Source organism: Flavobacterium sp. GSP27 (assembly GCF_003970395.1).
Lineage (GTDB): Bacteria > Bacteroidota > Bacteroidia > Flavobacteriales > Flavobacteriaceae > Flavobacterium.
This window is the reverse complement of record NZ_RYDP01000001.1, coordinates 164,355-190,873: the sequence shown is the minus strand read 5'-3', so window position 1 is coordinate 190,873 and position 26,519 is coordinate 164,355. Positions and strand designations below refer to the sequence as shown.

The following is a 26,519-nucleotide window of genomic DNA, read 5'->3' as shown; positions in this document are numbered from 1 at the left end:
TTGTTTTTAATTACAACTTTAAGAATTTAACAGTATTTTTTATCAAAATTATGTTATTTACGAAAACGTTATCTTTGTTTTTTAAAACAGACAAAAATGAGTACTAAAATATTAATTATTGGCGCTTGCGGCCAGATAGGAACGGAACTTACCCAAAAATTACGAAAAATATACGGAACAGAAAATGTAATTGCTTCGGATATTCGAAAGTTAAATATTGACGTTGTCAATTCCGGTCCATTTGAAGTGGTAAATGCCTTGGATTTCAATCAAATTGAACATCTGGTGGAATTGCATCAGATTGACGAGGTCTATTTGATGGCAGCACTTTTATCAGCTACAGCAGAAAAAAACCCAGCTTTTGCTTGGGATTTGAATATGAATTCGTTATTTCACGTTTTGAATTTGGCGAAAGCCGGAAAAATAAAAAAAATATTCTGGCCTTCGAGTATTGCTGTTTTTGGTCCAACAACACCCAGAGAAAATACGCCGCAATACACAATCATGGAACCTTCAACGGTGTACGGAATCAGTAAACAAGCTGGCGAAAGATGGTGCGAATACTACCATAATATTTTTGGTGTAGATGTAAGAAGCATTCGTTATCCTGGTTTAATTAGCTGGTCATCGCCTCCTGGTGGCGGTACAACGGATTATGCGGTAGATATTTTTCACAAGGCGATTTCGGATAAAACATACGAATGTTTTTTATCTTCCGAAACAAAAATGCCCATGATGTACATGGACGATGCCATTGCTGCGACCATCCAAATTATGCAAGCTCCGGTAGAACAAATAAAAATTCATTCTTCATATAATTTGGCGGCAATGAGCTTTACACCAACGCAGATTGCTGCCGAAATCCAGAAACACATTCCTGAATTTACCATCACTTATGAGCCAGACTTCCGTCAAAAAATAGCCGACAGCTGGCCGGCGAGTATTGATGACGCTGAGGCTAGAAAGGACTGGGGATGGAAACATGAGTTTAATTTAGAAACGATGACTGCCGATATGTTGGAGCATTTGAAGTAAATCATTTAACAATATAAAAAATGCCGAAAAATGGATGTTTTGCGGCATTTTTTATATTCATTTTTTATTTTTTGCAAGTAGCACTTGCAGCTTCTTGTGCTCGCTTTCCGATTGAATGTCGCTAATTGTAAAAGATTAGCTTAATTGAATTAGAATTAGTTAATGTTGTTGTATTCCTATTCAATAACGTACATTGGTTGCACTTGAATGTAATCACAATCATTCTCTTTTTTATTAACAAAGAACAATACATAATTACTCAAAAATGACCCAAGATTCCGTTTATCTAAAGTTTTATCCTTTATATTAAAAAAAATTGATTGACGAATATACTTCTCGAAATCTAAAACAATTGGATGATTGACAGGCTTTTCATTATCTATTCTTTGAAAATATAACACTCCCAAACCTTCGTTTCCCCCATCTTTAATTAAAAAAGTAGTTTTATCGTATTTTTAAGAGTATAAATACACATTGTCTACGTTGAAACACAAGGTTCGAAACCCTGATAGGATTGTAATTATTATTTAACCTCAAATTCTAATTTTTCTCTTATTCTTTGTTCCTGTTATCTGTATAAACGTACCTTATCGAAGCATATCAATCATAAATTACAGTAGTTGTATTTACATGAAGATATTCACTATTATTTTTAATCAAAAATACTTCATAATTATTAAGATATTGACTGAGTCCAAAATAATCTAATTTAACAAATTTATTTTCATCAAAAAAATTTGAGTGTCTTACAAATTCTTTAAGATGCAGTATTTTTTTTGGCTTTAGACCAAATATGGTTTTCATTTTCTCGAAGAAAATGATTTCACTCCCTTTACTATCTTCAATTAAATAACTCCCAGGAGTAATCTTTGATTCATAAACATAATCATTATCCAACTTAAAAAAAAGTGTATCTTTTATTTTATTGGTAATGGCATTTTCTCCTTTACCAATTGGATAGTAAGAATGATACTCTAAATATCTAGGCTGAATAAATTCATTGCCATTGACAAAGTATATTATGTATTTATCGGTCAATGAATCTTTTAGTTTCCATTTGTCTATTATTCGGTTATATTTTCCATCAAAATAGAATTTTCTGTTTTCAATGTAGTTTTTTATATATAGGATTTTTTTTGGCTTTAGTCCTTTTGTTAAAAAACCATTACCAACAAAGAATATATAGCCATTTGTTTTTGTATGATTCATTTGCTGTTTTTCAATTATCATCCTTTCAAGATAAGTTTGTTTCGAAAGATTTGGAATTATTGTAGGAGATATTGTGTAATATTTATCTATATTAAAAAAAAGCGTATCTTTTTTTCTTTCTTGTGCCTTTAGGACAGCAATAGAAAAGAAAGTTAGCATAAATAAAATATATGTTTTCATAAATAAAATAGTTTTTATAATATACTAATTAGGGCAAAGAACTATTTTGCTTAAACGAGGGACTCTGTCAGCGAGTGCCTCTATTGCAACTCTTTTCTCTGCGGGTAAATCTGTCCAAGCTTTAACAGAATTTTCTCTTAGACCGCCCCAAGCCATAGCCTCATAAAAAGCATCTGTTGGCGTTTCTCCATAATAATTAGTATATTTATTATAATCATCGGTAAGTACATTTTGATGAAACTCTTTTAAAGCTTCTTTCATGCTGTTAAGGTATAGTTCTGCTATAGTCCCGTGTTGATTCCCGTATGCTTCATACGTTTTTTTAAAATCCAAAGTTCCGCTTGCATCGTATATCGTATTTAGCTTTCTAAAAATATCTGCATGTATGTATTCATGTAAAATGGTTCTTGCACCCTCTAGAGCCGCATTATCATTTGTTTTAGAAGTACTAATTTCAATTACTATTACGTTATTGTTTGGAGGTAAAGTTTTCCCGTTAACTTCTAAACCAGTTTCTGTAGAAAACACATTATCTTTAGAAACAATTTTAATATCAAATTCTGATTCTCCTTGAAAATTAGATACTAAATTTTTCACAAAAGAATCTCCGTTTTTGTTTAAAAGATCATTTATACATTTGGCTTTTCCGTTTAACTCATCAGAATTAATTTTAAACTCTAATTCTTCATTGTCGCTTGGGTTTGGATCACCACCACTGCCCAAAGAGTTCCAACTAATAGTTATGGGTACTTCTTTGCCCATCTCGTTTAATGAAACAAAAGCACTAGGGTCTTTATAGCTATTGATTACTATTACTTCGTGTAAGTCGCCACCATCAATAGTCCTACTCGTATTTTGGGTTCCTTTTTGTCCAGATTGATTTTTTTTATTTGGTACCAAATCAACTACATACTTATTGTTTTTTAAACGATATGCTCTAATAAAGTCACCATTTAATCGCGTCATAAGTACAATACCACTAAAAGTATCGTTGGCAAATGAACTTTCTGCAAACTCATGATAAATCATCGATTCAATTTGCGATCCTACCCGTAAAAAAAGAGCACGGCGACGTTGATTTTGTATTTTTGTTTTTATAGGAATGACTGTCAATAACTCAGTGGTACTGGTTAGTTTTTCTTGGGTAATTTTATCAAAGTCAAAATCATCTTGCAAATCAATACTTTTAGCTGTGGTTCTTTGTGCATCATGGAGATTTTTAACGAAAGAAACTGCCTCGTTTTTGGATACGGTTTCAATAGTCGATTGTTGTTCCATTACAAGATCTTCCATACTACAAGACTGCATAAAACACAAGGAAAAACTCATAAAAAGCACAAGGACTTTATGCTTTATTTCGTTTGTTTGTTTGTTTGTTTGTTTGTTTATTTTCATAAAATAATTGGTTCGTTTATATTTCATAAAAATAGAGTATATTTCACAAGCTACAATACCCACTTTTAGGGATATTTTAAAAAATAAAAATAGCCGACAGCTGGCTAGCAAGTATTGATGATGCTGAAGCAAGAAAGGACTGGGGTTGGAAACATGAATTTAATCTTGAAAGCATGACTAAAGATATGCTGGAGCATTTGAGATAGGTTGTTACCACAAAAAAAGCCGCAAAATAGATGTTTTGCAGCTTTTTTTCATTCATTTTTTTTCTTTAATTTATGGCGCTTTTAGCTCTTTGTACTCGTTTTCAGATTGATTGTCGCTAATTATTAGCTTAATTGAAGTAGAATTAGTTGCTGTTGTTATACTCCTATTCAATAACAAACATTGGTCGCACTTGAAAGTAATCACAATCATTCTCTTTTTTAGTAACAAAGAACAATACATAATTACTTAAAAATGATCCAAGATTCCGTTTATCTAAAGTTTTATCATTTTTATTAAAAAAATTTGATTGATTAATGTACCTCTCCAAATCCAAAACAACCAGATTATTAATAGGCTTTTCATTTTCTATTCTTTGAAAATATAGCATTCCCGAACCTTCATTACCCCCATCTTTAATTAAATAAACAGTTTTATCGTATTTTGAAGGGCATACATACTCATTGTCTAAATTGAAATATAAAGTATCCTTTTTTTCGTTTGGATTTGCAATCCAGTCTCCTTTTTTATTACGTCGTGGATAATAGGACTTGTATTCTAAATATCTGGGTTGTATAAACTCATTATCATTAACAAAGTATATCACATATTTGTTAAATAATGAATCTTGGAGTTTGTAATTATCAACTAAATTATTATATCTGCCATCATAATAAAATTTTCGATTTTCGATATACTCTTTCATGGAGCGTATTTTTTTGGGGCGAAGACCGGTTGTTAAATAGCCATTGCCAACGAAATAAATGTAGCCATTAGTATTGGTGTGTTTTATTTGCTCGTTGGTTGCTGTCGTCCATTCTGAGTAATTTTGGTTGGACAAGTTGGGTGTAATGGTTGGGGAGATGGTATAGTATTTATCAATGCTAAAATACAATGTATCTTTTGTCTTTTCCTGCGCGTTTATTGAGATATAGCTAAATAATATACTAAGCGATATGGTTATGAGCTGTTTCATTTTTTTCAAGTTTTAATTTGTACACGGACTGATCTTGCCAAGCTTATCTATCCTACTGCCCATGTTGTTAATCTCCTCTTTTTTCGCCTCTGGTAATTTAACCCAAGCGTCAACATTATTATCTTTTAGACCAACCCAAGCTAAAGCTTCATAAAATGCATCATTAGGCTCTTCCCCATAATAATTTATGTATGCATCATAGTCATTAGGCAATTGCATTTTATGAAATTCTTTTAATGCGGCTAACATGCTATTGATGTATAAATCCGCCATAGCACTATGATCTTTATCTAAGTTGTCAGCGTACAGCTCAAATATTTTTTTAAAATCTTGTATCTGTGGTAATGAAGTATCATTTGTTTTTAGCTTTCTAAAAATATCTGCATGGATGTACTCATGCAAAATTGTTCTAGCAACCACCAAGTTGGGGTTTAGATTGGCTTGCGAAGTACTAATTTTGATCACAATTACGCTGTTGACTGGTTCTGTTGTGCTTCCGTTTATTGGCTTTCCACTTACATTCGAAATTATAACGTCTTGTGAAACAATTTTAATATCAAATTCTGATTCTCCTTGAAAATTAGACAATAAATTTTTGACGTACGAGGAGTCTTTTTTGTTTAAAAGATCATTTATACATTTGGCTTTTCCGTTTAACTCATCAGAATTAATTTTAAACTCTAATTCTTCATTGTCGCTTGGGTTTGGATCACCACCACTGCCCAAAGAGTTCCAACTAATAGTTATGGGTACTTCTTTGCCCATCTCGTTTAATGAAACAAAAGCACTAGGGTCTTTATAGCTATTGATTACTATTACTTCGTGTAAGTCGCCACCATCAATAGTCCTACTCGTATTTTGGGTTCCTTTTTGTCCCGATTGATTTTTTTTATTTGGTGCCAAATCAACTACATACTTATTGTTTTTTAAACGATATGCTCTAATAAAGTCACCATTTAATCGCGTCATAAGTACAATACCACTAAAAGTATCGTTGGTAAATGAACTTTCTGCAAACTCATGATAAATCATCGATTCAATTTGCGATCCTACCCGTAAAAAAAGAGCACGACGGCGCTGCTGTTGTGCTTTTGTTTTTATAGGAATGACTGTCAATAACTCAGTGGTATTGGTTAGTTTTTCTTGGGTAATTTTATCAAAGTCAAAATCATTTTGTAAACCACTACTTTTAGCTGTTGTTCTTTGTTCATCATAGCGATTTTTAACGAAAGAAACTGCCTCGCTTTTAGAAACGGTTTCAATAGTCAATTGTTGTTCAATTACAAGATCTTCCATACTACAAGACTGCATAAAACACAGCGAAAAACTCATAAAAAGCACAAGGACTTTATGCTTTATTTCGTTTGTTTGTTTGTTTGTTTGTTTATTTTCATAAAATAATTGGTTCGTTTATATTTCATAAAAATAGGGTATAATTTACAAGCTACAATACCCACTTTTAGGGATATTTTAAAAAATAAAAATAGCCGACAGCTGGCTAGCAAGTATTGATGATGCTGAAGCAAGAAAGGACTGGGGTTGGAAACATGAATTTAATCTTGAAAGCATGACTAAAGATATGCTGGAGCATTTGAAATAATTTTTTTAGGTTTATAGCATACAGTAGTACTGTTACTGCTTAATCATTAAGTATTCGCCGGTATTTATACTGGCAGGAGTAGGCGCAGGATCTCCCTCTTTGCGGGTTATAAATCCATCCCAAAATATTTTTACTAGTAATGCAGCAACACCATTTACCTCTGTTTTACGTATGTCTATACCAGCAATATTTGGCGATTTATTATCTACAAAACTAAGACGTAAACGTTTTTCTGTTGGTGAACAACTAGGACAGCCCAACTGAGTGCCAATGATAATTGTATTTCCTGTTATGATATGATTGATCTCTTCATCAGTATAATTGACATTTATATTGGCTAATGTATTGCCTTTTTCTACTCCATCCTTGATGAATTGAAATTCTCCAACAATAAGGTCAGTATAATAATATCCATATGATTTTATTTTTTTCTTTAATACAAATTTCAAAGAGGTACTCCCACTAGTATATAAATATGTACCGTCATAACCATCAAGTACGCCATTGATGTCTTTATAATAGGCTCCTTGAGGCTTCCCTCTTGTAGGTTCTGAAATATCGTACACTGGCGATTGGGCTGTACAAGCAGTTAAGAAAAGGAAAAATGCGAAATAGTGAATGTATGTTTTCATGATTGTTTATTTATTAGTTACAAGGAGTTTGGGTTATTGTTGAATTGTTTAAGGTAAGTTTATCAAAATTATCGGTTGTAGCATCAGCTTTAAAAAGTACTATACCAAAATCTTTAAATTGCTCTAGGAAACTTTTCTCTAAGTTTCCATTACTTTTGGCATAGATTTTTGCTTGATCTTCGTGAATTTTTTTAATACGTTCATCTTCACTTTGAAATTTGGTATAATTGGGGTCGTTCCAAACAGAATTAATCTGAGTTCGCAGTGATTCAATATTTTCTATTTTTAGCATGTAGGTATTTGTATTTCCTAAAGCGTCTTTGCAAACTAAACCATTAAAAGCTTCTTGTTTTCTGCTAGAGCTGGCCTCATCGTACACGCTTAACAAAAAGCGAATATCTTGAAAAGAAAACATAGCATAACCATCAGAGGGATGAGAATGCAATCCTCCAATGTAACCAAATCCTATTGACATCGGTATTGAAAATTGATCGTTAGACAAAACTTGGGTAAACTCATATTTAAAAGTTTCGTCAGGATTCATTACTTTTTTTACTTCAACTCCTGCTTCTTTATTATTTACGGTTGCGTTAACTTTGTCTTTGAGCCAGTTAATTCCTGCTTTTAAACTGTTAGACGAATTAAGATTATAATTCATTAAATTTGCTAAATCAAGACAAGGATTTGGCAGTTCTTGCTCATTCTTATTCCAAGGCGCATCACCTGTTGTACCGCCACTGCCCAAAGAGTTCCAACTAATAGTTATGGGTACTTCTTTGCCCATCTCGTTTAATGAAACAAAAGCACTAGGGTCTTTATAGCTATTGATTACTATTACTTCGTGTAAGTCGCCACCATCAATAGTCCTACTCGTATTTTGGGTTCCTTTTTGTCCCGATTGATTTTTTTTATTTGGTACCAAATCAACTACATACTTATTGTTTTTTAAACGATATGCTCTAATAAAGTCACCATTTAATCGCGTCATAAGTACAATACCACTAAAAGTATCGTTGGTAAATGAACTTTCTGCAAACTCATGATAAATCATCGATTCAATTTGCGATCCTACCCGTAAAAAAAGAGCACGACGGCGCTGCTGTTGTGCTTTTGTTTTTATAGGGATGACTGTCAATAACTCAGTGGTATTGGTTAGTTTTTCTTGGGTAATTTTATCAAAGTCAAAATCATTTTGCAAACCACTACTTTTAGCTGTTGTTCTTTGTTCATCATAGCGATTTTTAACGAAAGAAACTGCCTCGTTTTTGGATACGGTTTCAATATTCGATTGTTGTTCCATTACAAGATCTTCCATACTACAAGACTGCATAAAACACAGGGAAAAACTCATAAAAAGTACAAGGACTTTATGCTTTATTTTGTTTGTTTGTTTGTTTGTTTTCATAAAATAATTGGTTCGTTTATATTTCATAAAAATAGGGTATAATTTACAAGCTACAATACCCACTTTTAGGGATATTTTAAAAAATAAAAATAGCCGACAGCTGGCCGGCAAGTATTGATGATGCTGAAGCAAGAAAGGACTGGGGATGGAAACATGAGTTTAATTTAGAAACGATGACTGTCGATATGTTGGAGCATTTGAAGTAAATCATTTAACAATATAAACCAAAAAAAAAGTCTAGTTGTGAAAATTAGACTTTTTTTATAACGTTTCAATAGTAGTTACTTTATCTCGTACGTATTGTTTTCCTTTTTCAAATCAGCCATTAATCCGCTTGGGTCAATGGTAATTTTTTTGATGGAAGTTTTCGATTTAGAAATATCAAATTCAAAGGTTGGGTACGCCCACGCCCAATCATTCAAAACCGTTCTTTTTATGGCGGGATTTGGATTTTCTTTTTCGAAACTCATCATGCGCAACGGAATGTAGAAACTTTCCGTTGTTCCATCTGTGTACTCCACTAATAAATCAATTGGCATTGGCATTCTACCAATTCTTTCTAAAGTAACGGTTGTTTTGTCCCCATTTTCTTTTATATCCTTAATACCATAATCAATAGTATTGGTGGTTTCTGTCCAATCCACTAAGTACCAATCGAGATTTGCTCCAGAAATTCGTTCTGCAGATCTTTTAATGTCATTTGGCGTAGGGTGCTTGAATTTAAAATCGCTGTAATATTTCTTCAATGTTTTCATGACATTATTTTTTCCAATCAAATACATCAATTGAGTCAAGAAAATTTCCCCTTTACTATACGATGTGATGCTGTAGACTCTGTTTTCATCAAAACGATCTGCATGCGTTCCTTGTGGTAATTCTTTTCCCGAATTTGCCATAGAAAAATAACCGGTATAGGCTCCTGTATAAGGGTTTTCTACTTTTTTATTTGCAATTTCATTCAGTCCAAAATCTTCCAGAAATGAGGTAAAACCTTCGTCCATCCATCCGTGTTTTGATTCATTGGAAGCCAAAACATGTTGGAACCAAGAGTGCGCCATTTCGTGTGCGGTTACACCGAGCAAACCTTCAAACGTGCCTTGTCCTAAAATTAACGTACACATGGCATATTCCATTCCGCCATCGCCACCTTGAATTACGGAGTACTGCTTATATGGATAATCGCCAACCGTTTTGTTGTAAATCTCCATTAACTGTACTGTTTTGAGCTGTAAATTTTTCCAGTTCTGAATAAATTGTGGGTTGTTTTTATACAAAAAATGAATGTCGACACCATTAGGTCCTTTCGCCACATCATGAATATAATCCTTATCTGCTGCCCAAGTAAAATCATGAACCATGGGTGCATTAAAATGCCAAGTCAACGTTTTTGCTTTCTTTGGCACATTGACCACAACACCTTGATCTTGGTAACCAAAACCAATTTCATTTTTGTTTAGTAAGTAGCCCGTACCGCCTAGAACGTAGTTTTTATCGATCGTGATTTTGACATCAAAATTTCCCCAAACACCGTGAAATTCTCTGGCGATATACGGATCAGCATGCCAACCTTCAAAATCAAATTCCGCCATTTTTGGATACCATTGCGACATGGATAATGCTACACCTTCAGCATTATTTTTTCCGGAACGACGAATCTGAATGGGAACCTGACCCTCAAAATCTAATGTAAATGTAGTTTTAGTATTCGGTAATATTGGCTTGGCCAAAGTCACTTCAAGAATAGTTCCAACCTCTTTTGCAGTAGCAACTGCTCCATCTTGTTTAAAATTTGAAATTCGCAAAAAACCAATTTCATTTGGTTTCAGGTTTTTAATGCGGCTTTCCTTCACTTCTTTACCGTCTACTTTTATTTTGGTGACCATTCTGCCGTCAGGATCTTTGATACTTTGGATTCTGGCATCCATTTCGCTTCCGGGCTGAAAGGCATTATTAAATAGGTGATAATATACTTTTCTCAAAGTATCCGAAGAATTATTGGTGTATACCAATTCCTGCTTCCCGGTGTACTGGTATGTTTTTACATCCAAGGTAACATCCATTTTGTAATCGACATGTTGTTGCCAATACGAGGAGTTTTGGGCAAAAACAGTTCCGAGACCAAAAACAACAAAAGAAAATAAAAGTAATTTTTTCATATGTAGATAATATTTGTTTTTTATAGGAATATGGTATCGCCAGATCTTCATTGGTGTTTGCGACAGCTTCTGTCATGGCGATTTCATAGGTAGGTTTAAATAAAAATGGAAGGACAAACTGCCCTTCCAAGTACTAAATTCTTAAAATATTATTTTTTAGACATTTTTTCTGCCATGAGTAAAGCATTGTATGCATTTACTATTTTACCAGATTTAGAAAGTGCCGAAAAGGGACGCGTGTCATTTGGTTTTCCTCCCACAATAACAGCTGTTGTAATTGCAATTCCGGAATCCATCAAGATGTGTTTTACTTGTTGCGCGGATAATTTTGGGTAATACGAACGAATCAAAGCCGCTACTCCGGCAACGTTTGGCGCAGCCATTGAAGTTCCTTGCAAGTATTTATAAGTATCGTTTGGAGTTGTAGCATAGATTTTTACGCCAGGCGCAAAAACATCTACATTAATTTTTCCAATGTTAGAAAAACGAGCCACCACTTTGTTTCCATATTCAAAATTTAAAGCCCCAATTGTGATAAAATTATCTGCAAACTCTGTTATTTTATCCTCAGAGTCATTTGGAAAATTGTCTGCATAATCGATGTCTTTTGCGTCATTTCCGGCTGCATGTACAATCAAGACGTCTTTTTTCTCTGCATATTTTATAGCATCGTACACCCATTGCTTGTGAGGAGAAAAGCCTTTTCCAAAACTTCCGTTGATTACTTTGGCTCCATTATCTACTGCGTAACGAATTCCAAGTGCAATATCTTTATCATACTCATCTCCATCCGGCACAGCGCGAACGGTCAGAATTTGAACATTATTAGCCACACCATCACCCCCCAAAGTATTATTTCTGGTTTGAGCAACAATTCCGGCAACGTGAGTCCCATGAAGAATTTCATTCTTGTCTGGTCCCATCACATTATTGTTTCCGTATTTAGTATCCGTAATATCATTTGGATTATCTCCTACTACTTTACGATAATCTGTTTTTAGATTGTCACCGTTTATAAGGGCAACCTGATCGTCTAATTGTTTTTGAATAGCCACTTTTAGTTCCGCAATTGGCAATCCATAAGAAAGCATTTGTTGCATAGCCGCTTTGCTCTTTTGTGTTTCCAGTTCTTGCGAAACAATCGCATTTACCTCTTCAATGGTATAAACTGACTTACCAAAATGTTTCATTAAAATAGCATCACTCGTCATAAGAGCTGCTAACATTTGCTCTGAACGTGTTTTTCCTGCGTCTGCTTCGGCAACTTTTTTGTCATTCAACGCTTTTGCAGCTTGATAGGTAACGTCATCTACCAGGGTTTTATCTTTGATAATTCTTTCGTATTCCAGATTCTCTTTGGTACTATCTCCAAGAAAATTCCAACCGTGAATATCATCAATATATCCATTTTTGTCATCGTCAATTCCGTTTCCGGGAATTTCTTTGGTATTAGTCCAAAGTGCCGATATTAAATCCTCATGTTCAATATCCACACCAGAATCTACGATCCCAACAATCACAGGCACGCCTTTTTTACCCTTCAATAATTCAGCATACGCTTTATCTACGCTCATTCCGGGAATCGTATCAGTAACAATATCTAAATGGCTCCAACGTTTCAAGTCATTTTCAGTTATTGGTGCTTTTTTTGTAATATTCAAAGGAGCGCTTATGGCAACCAGTCCAGAAATTGAAGTATTTGAAACTTGTCTTGAAGCGCCACAACCTGCTAATGCTAATAAAGCAAAAGCAGAAATGCAAATGGGTTTAATGGTATTCATCGAAAATGTTTTTTGTTAATTTTAAAATATTTGTCTAAAATAATTTTTTTTGTTACAACTGAAACTATACTTAACACTACGTTAAGACTTCATCACACGAAAACCGTTCTTTCAAACGCACCCCTTTTTCCGTTTTTTCAACCGTTATGATTTCGTTATGCGCATCATGTTCTAAAAATAAATAGTAATTATTTTCTGCTGCAGCGTTTAGAAATTTCGCTTTTTCAGGCATCGTTAACAAAGGTCTGGTGTCATAACCCATGACATACGCAATGGGAACGTGTCCGGCTGTTGCCAATAAATCAGCGCAAAAAACGATTGTTTTGTCCTTGTATTGTATGTGCGGAATCATTTGCTTTTCCGTATGTCCATCAGCAAAGAAGATGCCAAAACCCAATTCCGATTTTGCCAGAAAATCGCCTTCCGGTCTTTGGATGAAATGCAACTGACCGCTTTCCTGTATCGGCAAAATGTTTTCAGACAAGAACGATGCTTTCTCTCTGGGATTTGGTTTGGTTGCCCATTCCCAGTGATTTTCGTTACTCCAGAATTTAGCGTTTTTAAAAGCCGGTTCATACCCCGTTTTGCCCTTATTCCATTGTACACTGCCCCCACAATGGTCAAAATGCAAATGCGTCATAAAAACATCCGTGACATCATCCCGATGAAAACCGTGTTTAGCTAATGAGTTGTCCATCGAATGGGTACCCCAAAGCGAGTAATACCCAAAAAATTTATCGGATTGTTTGTTTCCCATTCCGGTATCAATCAAAATCAATCGATTGCCCTCTTCAATTAGTAAACAACGAGCAGCAATGTCAATCAGGTTATTCTCATCTGCGGGATTGGTTTTGTTCCAAATGGTTTTTGGCACTACTCCAAACATTGCACCTCCATCTAATTTAAAGTTTCCAGTTTCTATGGGGTATAATTTCATGTTTTTGTGTTTTTTGAGAAGTTTCAAAGTTAAGGAATTCAAATGCTTTTAGTTGTTTAAAATAGCTTTTTTCTATTTTTGTATTGGTTATAAAAATGTTATCAACTATGTAAAAAGCTTTTTATATACTATCTTTGTCTTTAATTTAGACAAAATCAATATAAGCTATGATAAAAGTTTCTGACACAGCAAGAAAAAAAATCATCGATTTAATGCAAGATGATGGTTTTGACGCCTCCATAGACTACGTGAGAGTAGGTGTGAAAAGCGGCGGATGTTCTGGATTGTCTTATGATTTAAAATTTGATAAAACAAAAAGCGACGACGATAAGATTTTTATTGACAACGATATCACTATTGCTGTCGAAAAAAAATCCTTTCTGTACCTAGCCGGAACAGTATTAGAATTTTCAGGAGGAATAAATGGCAAAGGATTTGTTTTTAATAATCCTAATGCCAATAGAACATGTGGTTGCGGTGAGAGTTTCTCTCTTTAATTTAAAGATTGAAAAATTTAAAAATTAAAAGATTAATGATAGTATGACAAAATCATTTGAAGAATTTGATGTCCATAAAAAAGGTATTGTCTTAACTAAATTAGTTTTTGAATTATTAAATAATAAATCCTTGGAAAAAGAATTTGGTTTTAAGGACCAAATAAAAAGAGCAGTAGTTTCAATTACAAATAATATTGCCGAAGGTTCAGAATACAACAGTAATAGACAATTTACAAGATATTTAAAAATCTCCAAAGGCAGTTGTGCTGAGGTTAGAAATATGTTAGTATTATCCAGATAGTTAGGTTTTTGCAATCACGAAGAAATTCAAAAAAGTTATAATTTAACTATTGAGATTTCTCAAAACCTTTCTAATTTTATTAAATATAATTAGACACAAATAATAAAGTTTAATATTCAATAATTGAATCTTTAAATCTTTAAATCTTTAAATCAGAATGAGCAAATATACAGAAGACGACTTAAAAATCGAACTCGAAAATAAAGAATACGAATACGGATTTTACACTGAATTAGAATCAGAAACGTTTCCTATAGGTTTAAATGAAGATATCGTTCGCGCTATTTCGCACAAAAAAGGAGAACCACAATGGATGACTGATTGGCGTCTTGAGGCTTTTCGTGCTTGGGAGCAAATGACAGAGCCAGAATGGGCAAATGTGCATTATATCAAACCTGATTTTCAGGCTATTTCCTATTATTCAGCTCCAAAAGCGGTAGATCCAAATAAAACATTGGATGATGTAGATCCGGAACTTTTAGAAATGTACAAAAAGTTAGGCATCTCTGTCGATGAGCAAAAGATGATGAATAATGTAGCTATGGATATCGTTGTGGATTCCGTTTCAGTAGCAACGACTTTCAAAAAAACATTAGGCGAAAAAGGAATTATCTTCATGAGTATTTCTGAAGCCATCAAAGAACATCCCGAATTAGTTCGTAAATATTTAGGGACAGTTGTACCGCAAAAAGACAACTTTTATGCGGCGCTGAATTCGGCAGTTTTCTCTGACGGATCTTTCTGTTATATTCCAAAAGGCATTCGTTGTCCAATGGAACTATCTACTTATTTTAGAATTAATCAAGCAGGAACAGGACAATTTGAAAGAACATTATTAATTGCTGACGAAGGTAGCTATGTGTCTTACTTAGAAGGCTGCACCGCTCCAAGTCGTGATGAAAATCAATTGCACGCTGCAGTAGTAGAATTAATCGCTTTGGACGATGCCGAAATAAAATATTCAACCGTACAAAACTGGTATCCGGGAAACAAAGAAGGAAAAGGCGGCGTTTTCAACTTTGTAACCAAAAGAGGAATTTGCGAGAAAAACGCAAAAATTTCCTGGACACAAGTGGAGACCGGCTCTGCAATAACATGGAAATATCCTTCGGTTATTTTAAAAGGAGACAATTCAACCGGCGAATTTTATTCGATTGCGGTGACCAATAATTTCCAACAAGCCGATACAGGAACTAAGATGGTGCATCTAGGTAAAAACACTAAATCTACTATTATATCTAAAGGGATTTCTGCCGGAAGATCACAAAATAGTTACAGAGGTTTAGTGCGCATTTCAGCAAACGCAGAGAACGCTAGAAACTTTTCACAATGTGATTCCTTATTAATGGGAAACAATTGTGGCGCGCATACCTTTCCTTATATCGAAAGCAAAAATCCATCGGCAAAAATCGAACATGAGGCTACGACAAGTAAAATTGGCGAAGACCAAGTTTTCTATTGCAACCAACGTGGAATTCCAACCGAAAAAGCTATTGCTTTAATCGTAAACGGTTTCAGTAAAGATGTATTGAATAAGTTACCAATGGAATTCGCCGTAGAAGCACAAAAATTATTAGAAATTTCGTTAGAAGGTTCTGTAGGGTAATTTTTTAAATCTAAATATTATGGATATAATTTTAAAAAATGTAAAGAAAAAAGATTTTCCATTGTTAAAATCGTTGGCGAAATCACTTGGATTTGAAATTGTAAAAGAAGAAAATCCATATAACCCTGAGTTTGTAAAAGAAATTTTGGAAGCAGAACAAAGTATTAAAAACGGGAAAGGGATAAAAATGACGATGGAAGAAATACGTGCTTTATGCAAATAGTATTTACGACTAAAGCTAGAAAAGATTTAGATTTTTGGATTAAATCTGGAAATAAAAATATTTTAAATAAAATTACAGATTTAATAGAAGACATTCAACTACATCCTTTTGAAGGAATTGGAAAGCCGGAACAATTGAAATACCAGCTTTCTGGAAAATGGTCAAGAAGAATAAATCAAGAACATCGCATTATATATAAAGTTACCGAAAAAATACAATTGAAATATTAGACATTTTATCACTAAAAGGTCATTACGAATAAACAAAGAAACAAATGTTAAGTATAAAAAATTTACACGCCTCCATTGGGGACAAAGAAATATTAAAAGGAATCAACCTTGAAGTAAAAGCGGGAGAAATTCACGCAATAATGGGACCAAATGGTGCTGGAAAAAGCACTCTTGCCTCCATCATTGCAGGAAACGAAAACTACGAAGTAACCGAAGGCGAAATCACTTTAGACGGAGAAGACCTTTCGGAATTGGCACCAGAAGAAAGAGCGCACAAAGGCGTTTTTCTTTCGTTCCAATATCCAGTGGAAATTCCAGGAGTTTCAGTTACCAACTTCATGAGAACAGCAATCAACGAAACCCGTAAAGCTAAAGGATTAGAAGAAATGCCTTCTAATGAAATGCTAAAAGTGATTCGGGAGAAATCAGAATTATTAGAAATTGACCGTAAATTTTTGTCTCGCTCTTTAAACGAAGGTTTTTCTGGTGGTGAGAAAAAAAGGAATGAAATTTTCCAAATGGCAATGCTAGAACCAAAATTGGCTATTCTTGATGAAACTGATTCTGGACTTGATATTGATGCCTTGCGTATTGTTGCAAATGGGGTAAACAAACTAAAAAGCGACAAAAATGCAATTGTAGTGATCACACACTACCAAAGATTGTTAGACTATATCGTTCCTGATTTTGTTCACGTATTGTACAATGGAAAAATTGTAAAATCTGGCGGAAAAGAACTGGCACACGAACTGGAAGAAAAAGGATACGATTGGATCAAACAAGAACAAGAAGCTTAAAATTAAAATAGTCTAAAGTCGAAGGTCATAAAGTCAAAAGAAAAAAGTAATGGGAAAATTTAATTCTTTCGAAGAAATTAATTCTTGGCAAAAAGCAAGAGTTTTTAACAAAAAAGTTTACCTAGTTACCGAAAACACAAATTTCAAGAAAGACTTTGATTTCACTAGACAAATTAGGCGAGCATCAATTTCTATATCATCAAATATCGCTGAAGGCTTTGAGAGAAATACAGACAAAGAGTTTATTTACTTTTTATATGTTGCAAAAGCTTCCGCTGGAGAAGTTCGTTCTCAATTATATTTAGCATTTGATTTAGATTATATTACTAAAGAAGAATTTGAAAAACTTTTAGAATCAGTAACAGAAATATCAAAATTGTTAAGTGGTTTTATTAAATACCTAGAATCTAGTCGTAAAGTTTAAAAATCGAAAGTCGAAAGTCTAAAATAGTTGAATCAGCTATTTTATGCTTATACCGACTTTAAGACATTTGACTTTCGACTTTAAGACTTAAATAAAAATGGAATTAAAAGAAAAATTACTATCGTCTTTTATGGCTTTCGAAGAACGCATTGATGTACATTCTGAACTTCATGACGTGAGAACTGCTGCCATAAAAAACTTCGAAAATAAAGGTTTCCCAACAAAAAAAGAGGAGTCTTGGAAATACACATCGCTAAACGCCATCCTGAAAAATGACTTTACCGTTTTTTCAAAACAGGAAAATGCAGTTGAATTCAACCATGTAAAAAAATATTTCTTACACGAAATAGACACCTACAAAGTAGTATTTATCGACGGAGTTTTCAGTTCTAATTTATCGTCAACCACACACGAAGGGATTGATGTTTGCTTAATGTCATCGGCATTGACCAAACCAAAATACAAAATGGTTATTGATACTTATTTTAATCAAATTGCCAGCAAAGAGGAAAGTCTAACGTCATTGAATACGGCTTTCGCCAATGAAGGAGCGTATATCAATATCCCAAAAAGTAAAGTAGCTGACAAGCCTATTGAAATCATGTATTTCTCTACAGGGAATGAAGCAGCACTAATGGTTCAACCTAGAAATTTGATTATTGTAGGGGAGAATTCCCATGTACAAATTATTGAACGGCATCAAAGCTTAACCGAAAATCCCGTATTAACGAATTCTGTGACTGAGATTTTTGCTCAAAAACGCGCCATCGTTGATTATTATAAAATTCAAAACGATACGCTTGAAGCCAATCTCATTGACAATACCTACGTTTCTCAAAAACAAGAAAGCAGTGTGTCCGTTAATACGTTTTGTTTTGGCGGAAACCTCACCAGAAACAACTTGAACTTTTATCATTTTGGAGAAAGAATCGTAAGTTATCTTAACGGAATAACAATAATTGGGGAGAAACAACACGTAGATCATTACACTCTAGTGCAGCACTCTACTCCTAATTGCGAAAGTCATCAAGATTATAAAGGAATCTATTCTGATCGCTCGACGGGCGTTTTCAACGGAAAGATTTTTGTAGAAAGAGAAGCCCAAAAAACCAATGCCTTTCAGAAAAGCAATAATATACTCTTGAGTGATAAAGCAACAATCAACGCCAAACCGCAACTAGAAATTTTTGCTGATGATGTAAAATGTTCTCATGGCTGTACTATTGGACAATTGGACGAAACCGCAATGTTCTACATGCAAGCGCGTGGAATTCCTAAAAAAGAAGCCAAAGCGTTATTAATGTATGCCTTCTCCAATGCAGTTATTGAAAGCATTAAAATACCGGAACTCAAAAAACGAATTACTACGATTATTGCAACTAAATTAGGTGTAAAAATGGGATTCGATTTGTAATCAACACTAAAAAGAAGTTATAATAGTAACCCTGTCAGAGTTTAAAACTCTAACAGGGTTTTTTATCCAATCATTTTTTCACACTCTCCACAATCCCACGCAACATTCCATTAAAATCAAAATTAGGATTTTCCTTCAAACCCATTCGTACAATCACTAAATCCAGTGATGGAATAATCGCTACCATCTGACCTTGAAAACCGCTGCAGTAATACATATCTCTGGGAACATCAGGGAAGTGTCCGCCGGCATTGAGCCAAAAGTGTCCACCATATCTTCCATTGGAAGTGTTTGTAGGAGTTGCGGTGTATTTTGCCCAACTTTCGTTGAAAATTTGTTCACCATTCCAGTTGCCTTTATGCAAATACAACAACCCAAATTTAGACCAATCACGTGTGGTAGCCCAACCGTAAGATGAACCCACATAATTTCCTGCCATATCCGTTTCGATTACCATCGAGTACATTCCTATTTTATCTATCAAGGCACTGTACCAGAAGTCTAAATATTCCTGATGCGTTTTGAACTGCTTCCGTAAAATTCCCGAAAGCAAATTCGTGGTCCCCGAAGAATAATTCCAATGCGTATTCGTCCGGAATACCATTGATTTTTTCCGTTGTACAAGAGTCATGTCTTCGGCTTGGAAAAGCATTTTGGTGGCATCAGAAATTTTATCGTATTGCTCCTCCCATTCTAAACCGGAATTCATGTGCAATAAATCATTGGTAGTAATACCTTTTCGATGATCATTTTTCCATTCTGGAATTGGAGCAGGTTTGTAAATATCGTATTTGCCTTGTTTTTCCAAAATTCCAAACATGGCGCTGGTAATACTTTTTGTCATCGACCAACCCAATATTTTACTGTTTTTATCAAAACCGCTATCGTATTTTTCGGCAATAATTTTATCTTTATAAATCACTAAAAGGGAACGGGTTCTTTTTTTGATTGCCTCTTTTTCATCAAAAGCATTGGCAACAGCTGCATTTAATTTAGTGTAATCAACATCTGAAAAAATAGTGTCTTTTGGCTCGTTATTCCCGTATGGAAAAGGCATATTAATATTCAATCTCGTTCTTTTAGGAACCAAATACGGCTTTGAAACATCAAAATCATCGTTGATTAAAGTGGCCCCCAAGCCTTCACGATAAATCGCTTTTCGTTCTTTCAACCCATAAACCGAAGCAATCGCAAATTTTCCGGTAGCTTCTATTTTGTTTTTGGCTAAGTCAATCATATCGATGTCATTGTCGCCTTTTTCTATCATTTTCTGCGAACGATTATCAATAAAATGTCCCGAGGCTACACTTTTGGCTGAAAAGCCAGAAATTAAATCCAATTTTGGATAGGTTATTAAACCAACATAAAAGATTCCGATAAAAGAGACAAAACCAACGAACTTGAATACTTTTTTCATAGAGGCTTAATTTGAAGCAATTTAATAAAAAAGAACCACATTATTGGAACAGTATCGGATTGAGAAAATGAGGTATTATTAACAAGTGTTTGCTATAAATTAATTCCAATTTCACTACTTTTGTATGTAGAAAAATTCTAAATAAGAAAAGACCAATACTAAATTGGATTGTCTAAAAAATTGTTGACTATTGGCGTTCTATCTTACCAATAAAAACAATAAAAACAAGCAGATAAAATGTTAGATGTAAATAAAATTAGAGCCGACTTCCCTATTCTTTCTCAGAAAGTAAACGGGAAAGCATTGGTTTATTTTGACAACGGAGCCACTTCGCAAAAGCCACAAGTTGTGATTGATGCGATCTCTAAATACTACCAGGAAATCAATGCTAATATTCATCGTGGTGTTCATACGCTGAGCCAACTGGCCACCGATGCTTATGAGATTTCACGCGGTAAATTACAAAATCACATCAATGCAAAATTTCCCCATGAAGTGCTTTTTACTTCGGGGACTACTCATGGAATTAATTTAGTGGCCAATGGATTTGCTTCGATTTTGAAACCCGGTGATGAAATTTTAGTTTCGGCAATGGAACACCACAGCAATATTGTGCCTTGGCAAATGTTGTGTGAGAAAACCGGAGCAATTTTGCGGGTCATTCCAATGAATCTGAATGGCGAACTGATCATGTCCGAATATGACAAATTACTTTCGGACAAAACGAAGATTGTAACAGTAAATCATATTTCGAATGCTCTTGGAACTGTCAATCCTATCAAATACATGATTGACAAAGCACATGAGGCAGGAGCCGCAATTTTGATTGATGGCGCACAAGCCGTTCCACACCTGAAACCAGATGTACAAGAATTAAATTGTGATTTTTATGTTTTTTCAGGACATAAAATATGTGGTCCAACAGGCGTCGGAATTTTATACGGAAAAGAAGCGTGGTTGAATAAATTACCCCCGTATCAAGGCGGAGGCGAAATGATCAAAGAAGTAACTTTCGAAAAAACTACTTATGCGGAATTGCCCCATAAATTTGAGGCCGGAACACCAAATATTGCCGGAGGAATTGTTCTGGGAACTGCGGTTGATTATATGAACGAAGTGGGTTTTGACAACATTCAACAACAGGAATTAGAATTATTGGAATATGGAACCAAACGGTTATTGGAAATTGAAGGGTTGAAAATTTTTGGCACCGCAGCAGCAAAGACTTCCGTAATATCCTTTAATATTGAAGGCATTCATCCGTACGATATTGGCACTATAATTGACAAGCTAGGAATAGCCGTACGAACAGGCCATCATTGTGCGCAACCCATCATGGATTTCTTTAAGATTCCAGGTACGATACGAGCATCATTTGCTTTTTATAATACCCCCGAAGAAATTGATGTTATGGTTGAAGCTATTAAAAAAGCAAAAGTCATGCTGTCCTAAAATTTAAAATTATCTTCATATGAAATCGCCATGACAGAAGCTGTCTCAAACACCAATGAAGATCTGGCGATACCATATTCCTATAAAAAACAAATATTATCTACATATGAAAATACTATCTATTATATTCCTGACTATTTTTATGGGCAACGGTTGCAATAGTGCCAAAGCGCAAGATATGGAAACTACTGTTATTGAATACACGGCCAACACCAGAGGTTTTTATCAAAAAATAACGCTGAAAAATCAGATACTGACAGTTTCAAAAGACAGAGACGGAAATGACAAACCAATACCCAAAAAAGTATCGGATGCCGACTGGAAAGAGTTAGTAGATTGTTTTAAAACAGTGAAATTGGATAGTTTGTCTAAGCTCAAAGCGCCCAGCGAAAAACGTTTTCATGACGGTGCCGCTATAGCCAAACTGAAAATTACCCTTAAGGAGAAAGCCTATGAAACCACTAGTTTTGATCACGGTTTTCCACCAAAAGAAATTAAGAAGTTTGTGAATACGATAACTTCATTAGCTAAAGAATAAAACTGAAATAAATTCAGCAGAATATGAAAATTAAAGAAATACAAGATGAAATTGTTGATGAGTTCTCCATGTTTGACGACTGGATGGAGCGTTATGAATACATCATCGAATTAGGAAGAAAGCTTCCTTTAATCAAAGAAGAATTCAAGACAGAGAACAACATTATCAAAGGCTGCCAGTCCAAAGTGTGGTTGCAAGGAGAGCAAACGGATGATAAAATTATTTTCACTGCTGACAGTGATGCCATTTTGACCAAAGGAATTATTGCGATATTAATTCGTACTTTTTCCAATCAAAAAGCATCTGATATTCTGGAAGCAGATCTACATTTTATTGACGAAATAGGTTTGAAAGAACACTTGTCGCCAACTCGAGCCAACGGATTGGTATCTATGATAAAAAATATAAAAATGTATGCTTTGGCATTCAATTCGCAGAATTAATTGCGAACTAATTCGTTTAACCATATAAGACATTTAAGGTCATATAAGTCAGAATAAAAAATGGAAATTTATGACCAAAACATATTTAAAAGATTTAATTTATCAGGTTAATGGTTGTGCCATAGAAGTACATAAACATCTTGGTCCCGGTCTTTTAGAAAGTGTTTATCATACTTGTTTAAAAAAAGAATTGACAATAAGAGGTTTTGAATTTCAAACTGAACTTACAATTCCTGTTTATTATAAAGGTTTAGAACTTGAAACAGGATTAAGATGTGACTTATTGGTTGAAAAAAGTTTGGTTGTTGAACTGAAAGCAATAGAAAAAGTTTTACCAATACATGAAGCTCAAATTTTAACCTATATGAACCTTTTAGAAATTCCTATAGGATTAATGATAAATTTCAATGTAACACATATTTTTAAAGAAGGACAAAAAACATATGTCAACGAAAGATATAGATATCTGGAAGAATAAAAAACAAACATAGCAGACTTTAAATATGATTTAATCAAGCTAAATAATAATAAAAAGTACAAATATAATATTCAAAACAAAAACCTTAAATGACCTTCAATGTCTTATATGGTTAAAACACTCAAATAATGGAACAAGAAATAGACACAACTGAATTAGGAGAATCGATCGTAAAAATATTAAAGACTATTTACGATCCGGAGATTCCTGTAGACATTTACGAATTAGGATTAATTTATGACGTGATGGTCAATACGGATTATGAAGTAAAAATCCTGATGACCCTTACTTCGCCCAACTGCCCCGTTGCAGAAAGCTTACCAAGAGAAGTGGAAGAAAAAGTGAAATCGATCGAACATGTAAAAGACGCTGAAGTAGAAATTACTTTTGATCCGCCTTGGAGCAAAGATTTAATGAGCGAAGAAGCTAAATTAGAATTGGGAATGCTTTAAATTAGTCCTAATGTCGAAAGTCATAAAGTCTCTAAGTAATTGACCTTATGGCTTTCGATATTCGACTTTATGATTTTTAAAATGGAAATAATAAATAAAGTTGCGAATAGTGTTTTGGAAGTTTTCGATCTTGAAGACTATTATCCAAAAGGGATTCGTACGCAAATCGATATTTCAAAATGGCTTTTAGAAGGATTTTTATTGAAAGAAAAAGACTTTAGAGAGGAACTGAAAAATCACGATTGGTCACAATATCAAGATCACTATGTGGCAATTCACTGCAGCACTGATGCTATTGTTCCTGCCTGGGCTTCGATTTTGGTTGCCATTCAATTGGCGCCGTTTGCAAAGAAAATTATCAATGGAACCTTGGAAGATTTAGACGCATCCTTGTATGAAGAATTACTGCCTAAAATTGACTACTCAGCGTATGAAAACAAGCCTATTATTATAAAAGGATGCTCCAGAAAACCGGTTCCGATGCGGGCTTATGTATTGGCCGCGCATTACTTGTACCCTTTTGCACGAAGTATCATGTATGGTGAAGCCTGCTCTGCCGTTCCATTATACAAAGCGCCTAAAAAAGGATAATACCATTACGGAAACTAAAAGCGCCATGAAAGGAAAGCCGGTATTAGTATCTGTGAATATTTCTAATCCAATGGTTTTTGGGGAATTTAAAAAAGAAGTAGATGCCATCGTGGGAGAATTTGGTGTTCAAATGGAAGCTTTATTGGATATTGTTTCGGGTAAAACAGAACCTTCCGGATTATTGCCTTTGTAAATGCCATTGAATATGACAACCGTTGAAAAACAATTAGAAGACGTTCCTCTTGACATGATTCCATACACAGATGCATCTGGTAATGTGAATGATTTTGGTTTTGGATTGAACTGGAAAGGGGTAATCAACAACGCCAAGAACTGCAAAATACAGCGCTAAGAAATAATTTTTTTTCAAGAAGATTAAATGTAACCTCCTGATTTTTAGGTGGTTTTTTTATGCCCAATTCTAAATTTTAATTTAAATATGGCTCTAAAAAAAGGAATTCAATCGCTTCCTTTTGTTAATTCTAAGCAAAATCAAATACTTATTTGCCTTTTTAAATCCTCTTTTACTATCTTTAAAAGATTTCTTTTTTTTAAAGACCAAAAATGATACTCATGAAAAAAATTAAATTAGTTTCACTTTCAATTATATCCTTTCTTTCTTTAAGTTGTAACGCTCAAGTAAAATCTGATGACATTCCTATTAAAGACGAGGTAAAAAACTATACGCTTGAAACCGTGGTTGCAGATATTGTTGTTCCGTGGGGGATGACTTGGTTGCCAGACGGTGCAATGTTGGTTACTGACAAAAGTGGTATTCTATATCACATTAAAAACGGAACAAAAACAGAAATCAAAAATGTTCCAAAAGTATACGCACGCGGACAAGGCGGGTTATTAGACATCGCTTTACACCCTGATTATGCTAAAAATGGTTGGATTTATATGACCTTCGCTTCCGATGAAGGGGAAGGTACCGGCGGTCACACAAAACTCATTCGAGCCAAATTATTGGACGGAGCGCTGACACAAATCGAATCACTTTACAAAGCCACTCCAAACACTACAAAAGGACAACATTTTGGTTCCCGAATTCTATTTGACGACGATGGTTATTTATATTTCTCCATCGGAGAGCGGGGCGAACATTTTGTAAATCCGCAAGACATTACGCGTGATGGCGGAAAAATATACCGATTAAATGATGATGGAAGCATTCCTAAAGACAATCCATTTGTAGGTCAAACCGGAGCCAAAGAAGCAATTTACACTTATGGAAATCGGAATCCGCAAGGAATGGCCAAAAACCCCGTAACAGGAGCCATTTGGGAACATGAACATGGTCCACAAGGTGGAGACGAAATCAATATCATAAAAAAAGGAATCAATTATGGATGGCCTGTGGTTACTTATGGTATCGATTATGACGGAACCACCATTAGTAAAGAAAATGAAAAACCAGGCATCCAAAAACCTATTTATTATTGGTTGCCGTCCATCGCTCCAAGCGGAATGGCCTTTGTCACCAGCGACAAATATCCAGACTGGAAAGGACATTTATTGGTGGGCTCTTTGAAATTCCAATATCTTGAATTGCTAAAGTTAAAAGGAAATGAAGTGATCGGCAGACAAAAAATTGCAACCGGAATTGGTCGCGTGCGTAATGTGGCACAAGGTCCGGATGGCTATATTTATATGGGCGTGGAAGGAAAAGGAATTATTAAAATTATACCAAATTAAACGATGTTGATAACGAAATTATTTTTAGGATTTGGAGTGTTTGTATTGGGAAGCTTCTCTTTTGCAAATCCATTTTCCGCAGACAACTATATTGACTTGAATACTGAAACCGCAGTTACTGCAAAACTTCAGTCACCCGGAAAAGAAATTTATGCAGATTTTTGCATGCAATGCCATGGCGCAAATGGAAAAGGAGATGGTAAGAACTTCCCGCCTCTAGACGGTTCGGACTGGTTGAAAACTAAGAGAAATCAAAGTATCGCTGCCGTAAAATTTGGACAAAGTGGCGAAATTGCTGTCAATAAAATCAAGTACAATAGCAGCATGCCGGCCATGGGACTTACGGATCAGGAAGTAGCTGATGTGATGAATTACATTATGACATCTTGGAGCAATAAACAAACCAAAATCGTTACCGAGAAAGAAGTCGCGGGCATTAAAAAATAAA

29 protein-coding genes and 2 pseudogenes are annotated in these 26,519 nt (G+C 34.5%); 21 read left to right on the top strand and 10 right to left on the bottom strand.

The features are described from left to right. Positions 1 to 96: 96 nt before the first annotated feature. Complete coding sequence (locus EKM05_RS00900) at positions 97 to 1,035, top strand: L-threonine 3-dehydrogenase (RefSeq protein ID WP_126457859.1); 939 nt, start codon at positions 97 to 99, stop codon at positions 1,033 to 1,035. Between the two features lie 600 nt (positions 1,036 to 1,635). Here EKM05_RS00900 and EKM05_RS00895 read toward each other — a convergent pair. Continuing rightward, a complete protein-coding gene (locus EKM05_RS00895; protein WP_126552939.1) occupies positions 1,636 to 2,424 on the bottom strand; it encodes a hypothetical protein in 789 nt (262 codons plus the stop codon). A gap of 24 nt (positions 2,425 to 2,448) precedes the next feature. Continuing rightward, positions 2,449 to 3,846 (bottom strand): hypothetical protein, encoded by a 1,398-nt coding sequence (locus EKM05_RS00890; protein WP_148103967.1) that lies wholly within the window; start codon positions 3,844 to 3,846, stop codon positions 2,449 to 2,451. 59 nt (positions 3,847 to 3,905) lie between these two features. On the opposite strand from EKM05_RS00890, the pseudogene EKM05_RS14535 reads away from it, so the two are divergent. Then, positions 3,906 to 4,025: pseudogene (locus tag EKM05_RS14535) on the top strand (NAD-dependent epimerase); the annotation flags it as partial. Positions 4,026 to 4,189: 164 nt separating this feature from the next. Here the strand turns inward: EKM05_RS14535 and EKM05_RS00885 are convergent. Together EKM05_RS00885 and EKM05_RS00880 are read right to left on the bottom strand one after the other, a co-directional pair. Next, positions 4,190 to 4,999 carry a hypothetical protein gene (locus EKM05_RS00885; protein ID WP_126552935.1) on the bottom strand — a complete coding sequence of 270 codons (810 nt, stop codon included), beginning with the start codon at positions 4,997 to 4,999 and terminating at the stop codon, positions 4,190 to 4,192. Positions 5,000 to 5,011: 12 nt separating this feature from the next. Beyond that, on the bottom strand, positions 5,012 to 6,295 hold the full coding sequence (locus tag EKM05_RS00880) for a hypothetical protein (RefSeq protein WP_126552933.1): 1,284 nt from the start codon (positions 6,293 to 6,295) through the stop codon (positions 5,012 to 5,014). Positions 6,296 to 6,479: 184 nt separating this feature from the next. On the opposite strand from EKM05_RS00880, the pseudogene EKM05_RS14530 reads away from it, so the two are divergent. Beyond that, positions 6,480 to 6,599: pseudogene (locus EKM05_RS14530) on the top strand (NAD-dependent epimerase); the annotation flags it as partial. Positions 6,600 to 6,631: 32 nt separating this feature from the next. Here EKM05_RS14530 and EKM05_RS00875 read toward each other — a convergent pair. The 5 genes from EKM05_RS00875 to EKM05_RS00855 form a co-directional block, all read right to left on the bottom strand. Further along, entirely contained in the window at positions 6,632 to 7,231 is a 600-nt protein-coding gene (locus tag EKM05_RS00875; RefSeq protein ID WP_126552931.1) for a DUF6705 family protein, read from the bottom strand. A gap of 13 nt (positions 7,232 to 7,244) precedes the next feature. Then, complete coding sequence (locus EKM05_RS00870; RefSeq protein WP_126552929.1) at positions 7,245 to 8,546, bottom strand: hypothetical protein; 1,302 nt, start codon at positions 8,544 to 8,546, stop codon at positions 7,245 to 7,247. Between the two features lie 371 nt (positions 8,547 to 8,917). After that, positions 8,918 to 10,792 carry a M1 family metallopeptidase gene (locus EKM05_RS00865; protein WP_126552927.1) on the bottom strand — a complete coding sequence of 625 codons (1,875 nt, stop codon included), beginning with the start codon at positions 10,790 to 10,792 and terminating at the stop codon, positions 8,918 to 8,920. Between the two features lie 149 nt (positions 10,793 to 10,941). Then, positions 10,942 to 12,573, bottom strand: coding sequence for a S8 family peptidase (locus tag EKM05_RS00860; protein ID WP_126457855.1), 1,632 nt, complete (start codon positions 12,571 to 12,573; stop codon positions 10,942 to 10,944). Between the two features lie 76 nt (positions 12,574 to 12,649). Next, positions 12,650 to 13,510 carry an MBL fold metallo-hydrolase gene (locus EKM05_RS00855; RefSeq protein WP_126455803.1) on the bottom strand — a complete coding sequence of 287 codons (861 nt, stop codon included), beginning with the start codon at positions 13,508 to 13,510 and terminating at the stop codon, positions 12,650 to 12,652. A 167-nt stretch (positions 13,511 to 13,677) separates the two neighbouring features. Here EKM05_RS00855 and EKM05_RS00850 point away from each other — a divergent pair, with 167 nt between their 5' ends. From EKM05_RS00850 to sufD, 8 genes are all read left to right on the top strand, one after another. Then, positions 13,678 to 14,007: an iron-sulfur cluster assembly accessory protein gene (locus EKM05_RS00850; RefSeq protein WP_126455801.1), complete on the top strand. Its 330-nt coding sequence runs from the start codon at positions 13,678 to 13,680 to the stop codon at positions 14,005 to 14,007. A gap of 43 nt (positions 14,008 to 14,050) precedes the next feature. Further along, a complete protein-coding gene (locus EKM05_RS00845) occupies positions 14,051 to 14,308 on the top strand; it encodes a four helix bundle protein (RefSeq protein ID WP_126552925.1) in 258 nt (85 codons plus the stop codon). A gap of 157 nt (positions 14,309 to 14,465) precedes the next feature. After that, positions 14,466 to 15,914, top strand: a complete 1,449-nt coding sequence (gene sufB / locus EKM05_RS00840) for a Fe-S cluster assembly protein SufB (protein ID WP_126552923.1) — start codon at positions 14,466 to 14,468, stop codon at positions 15,912 to 15,914. 19 nt (positions 15,915 to 15,933) lie between these two features. Further along, positions 15,934 to 16,137 (top strand): DUF2683 family protein, encoded by a 204-nt coding sequence (locus tag EKM05_RS00835; protein ID WP_126552921.1) that lies wholly within the window; start codon positions 15,934 to 15,936, stop codon positions 16,135 to 16,137. Further along, positions 16,128 to 16,367, top strand: coding sequence for a Txe/YoeB family addiction module toxin (locus EKM05_RS00830; RefSeq protein ID WP_126457846.1), 240 nt, complete (start codon positions 16,128 to 16,130; stop codon positions 16,365 to 16,367). Before EKM05_RS00835 ends, EKM05_RS00830 begins: the two co-directional genes overlap by 10 nt. Before the next feature lie 44 nt (positions 16,368 to 16,411). Further along, positions 16,412 to 17,164, top strand: coding sequence for a Fe-S cluster assembly ATPase SufC (gene sufC, locus EKM05_RS00825; protein ID WP_126455797.1), 753 nt, complete (start codon positions 16,412 to 16,414; stop codon positions 17,162 to 17,164). 49 nt (positions 17,165 to 17,213) lie between these two features. Next, entirely contained in the window at positions 17,214 to 17,588 is a 375-nt protein-coding gene (locus EKM05_RS00820) for a four helix bundle protein (RefSeq protein WP_126552919.1), read from the top strand. 97 nt (positions 17,589 to 17,685) lie between these two features. Then, entirely contained in the window at positions 17,686 to 19,002 is a 1,317-nt protein-coding gene (gene sufD, locus EKM05_RS00815) for a Fe-S cluster assembly protein SufD (RefSeq protein WP_126552917.1), read from the top strand. 70 nt (positions 19,003 to 19,072) lie between these two features. Here the strand turns inward: sufD and EKM05_RS00810 are convergent, their stop codons facing one another. After that, a complete protein-coding gene (locus EKM05_RS00810; RefSeq protein WP_126552915.1) occupies positions 19,073 to 20,419 on the bottom strand; it encodes a serine hydrolase in 1,347 nt (448 codons plus the stop codon). A 237-nt stretch (positions 20,420 to 20,656) separates the two neighbouring features. Here EKM05_RS00810 and EKM05_RS00805 point away from each other — a divergent pair, with 237 nt between their 5' ends. The 10 genes from EKM05_RS00805 (at position 20,657) to EKM05_RS00770 (ending at position 26,518) form a co-directional block, all read left to right on the top strand. Beyond that, complete coding sequence (locus EKM05_RS00805) at positions 20,657 to 21,871, top strand: aminotransferase class V-fold PLP-dependent enzyme (protein ID WP_126552913.1); 1,215 nt, start codon at positions 20,657 to 20,659, stop codon at positions 21,869 to 21,871. A gap of 106 nt (positions 21,872 to 21,977) precedes the next feature. Beyond that, positions 21,978 to 22,409 (top strand): hypothetical protein, encoded by a 432-nt coding sequence (locus EKM05_RS00800; protein WP_126552911.1) that lies wholly within the window; start codon positions 21,978 to 21,980, stop codon positions 22,407 to 22,409. A gap of 23 nt (positions 22,410 to 22,432) precedes the next feature. Further along, a complete protein-coding gene (locus EKM05_RS00795) occupies positions 22,433 to 22,852 on the top strand; it encodes a SufE family protein (protein ID WP_126552909.1) in 420 nt (139 codons plus the stop codon). A gap of 70 nt (positions 22,853 to 22,922) precedes the next feature. Continuing rightward, on the top strand, positions 22,923 to 23,330 hold the full coding sequence (locus tag EKM05_RS00790) for a GxxExxY protein (protein ID WP_126457831.1): 408 nt from the start codon (positions 22,923 to 22,925) through the stop codon (positions 23,328 to 23,330). A gap of 128 nt (positions 23,331 to 23,458) precedes the next feature. Beyond that, positions 23,459 to 23,782: an SUF system Fe-S cluster assembly protein gene (locus tag EKM05_RS00785; protein ID WP_066075681.1), complete on the top strand. Its 324-nt coding sequence runs from the start codon at positions 23,459 to 23,461 to the stop codon at positions 23,780 to 23,782. Between the two features lie 81 nt (positions 23,783 to 23,863). Then, the gene (locus EKM05_RS00780; RefSeq protein ID WP_126552907.1) at positions 23,864 to 24,373 is read left to right on the top strand and encodes a DUF2480 family protein; all 510 of its coding nucleotides are present in this window, start codon (positions 23,864 to 23,866) and stop codon (positions 24,371 to 24,373) included. A gap of 25 nt (positions 24,374 to 24,398) precedes the next feature. Next, complete coding sequence (locus EKM05_RS14340; RefSeq protein ID WP_156063277.1) at positions 24,399 to 24,566, top strand: hypothetical protein; 168 nt, start codon at positions 24,399 to 24,401, stop codon at positions 24,564 to 24,566. Positions 24,567 to 24,578: 12 nt separating this feature from the next. Further along, positions 24,579 to 24,725, top strand: a complete 147-nt coding sequence (locus EKM05_RS14335) for a hypothetical protein (protein ID WP_158615127.1) — start codon at positions 24,579 to 24,581, stop codon at positions 24,723 to 24,725. A 221-nt stretch (positions 24,726 to 24,946) separates the two neighbouring features. Beyond that, positions 24,947 to 26,071 carry a PQQ-dependent sugar dehydrogenase gene (locus EKM05_RS00775; protein WP_126552905.1) on the top strand — a complete coding sequence of 375 codons (1,125 nt, stop codon included), beginning with the start codon at positions 24,947 to 24,949 and terminating at the stop codon, positions 26,069 to 26,071. A gap of 3 nt (positions 26,072 to 26,074) precedes the next feature. Next, the gene (locus EKM05_RS00770; protein ID WP_126457823.1) at positions 26,075 to 26,518 is read left to right on the top strand and encodes a cytochrome c; all 444 of its coding nucleotides are present in this window, start codon (positions 26,075 to 26,077) and stop codon (positions 26,516 to 26,518) included. Position 26,519: the final 1 nt, after the last annotated feature.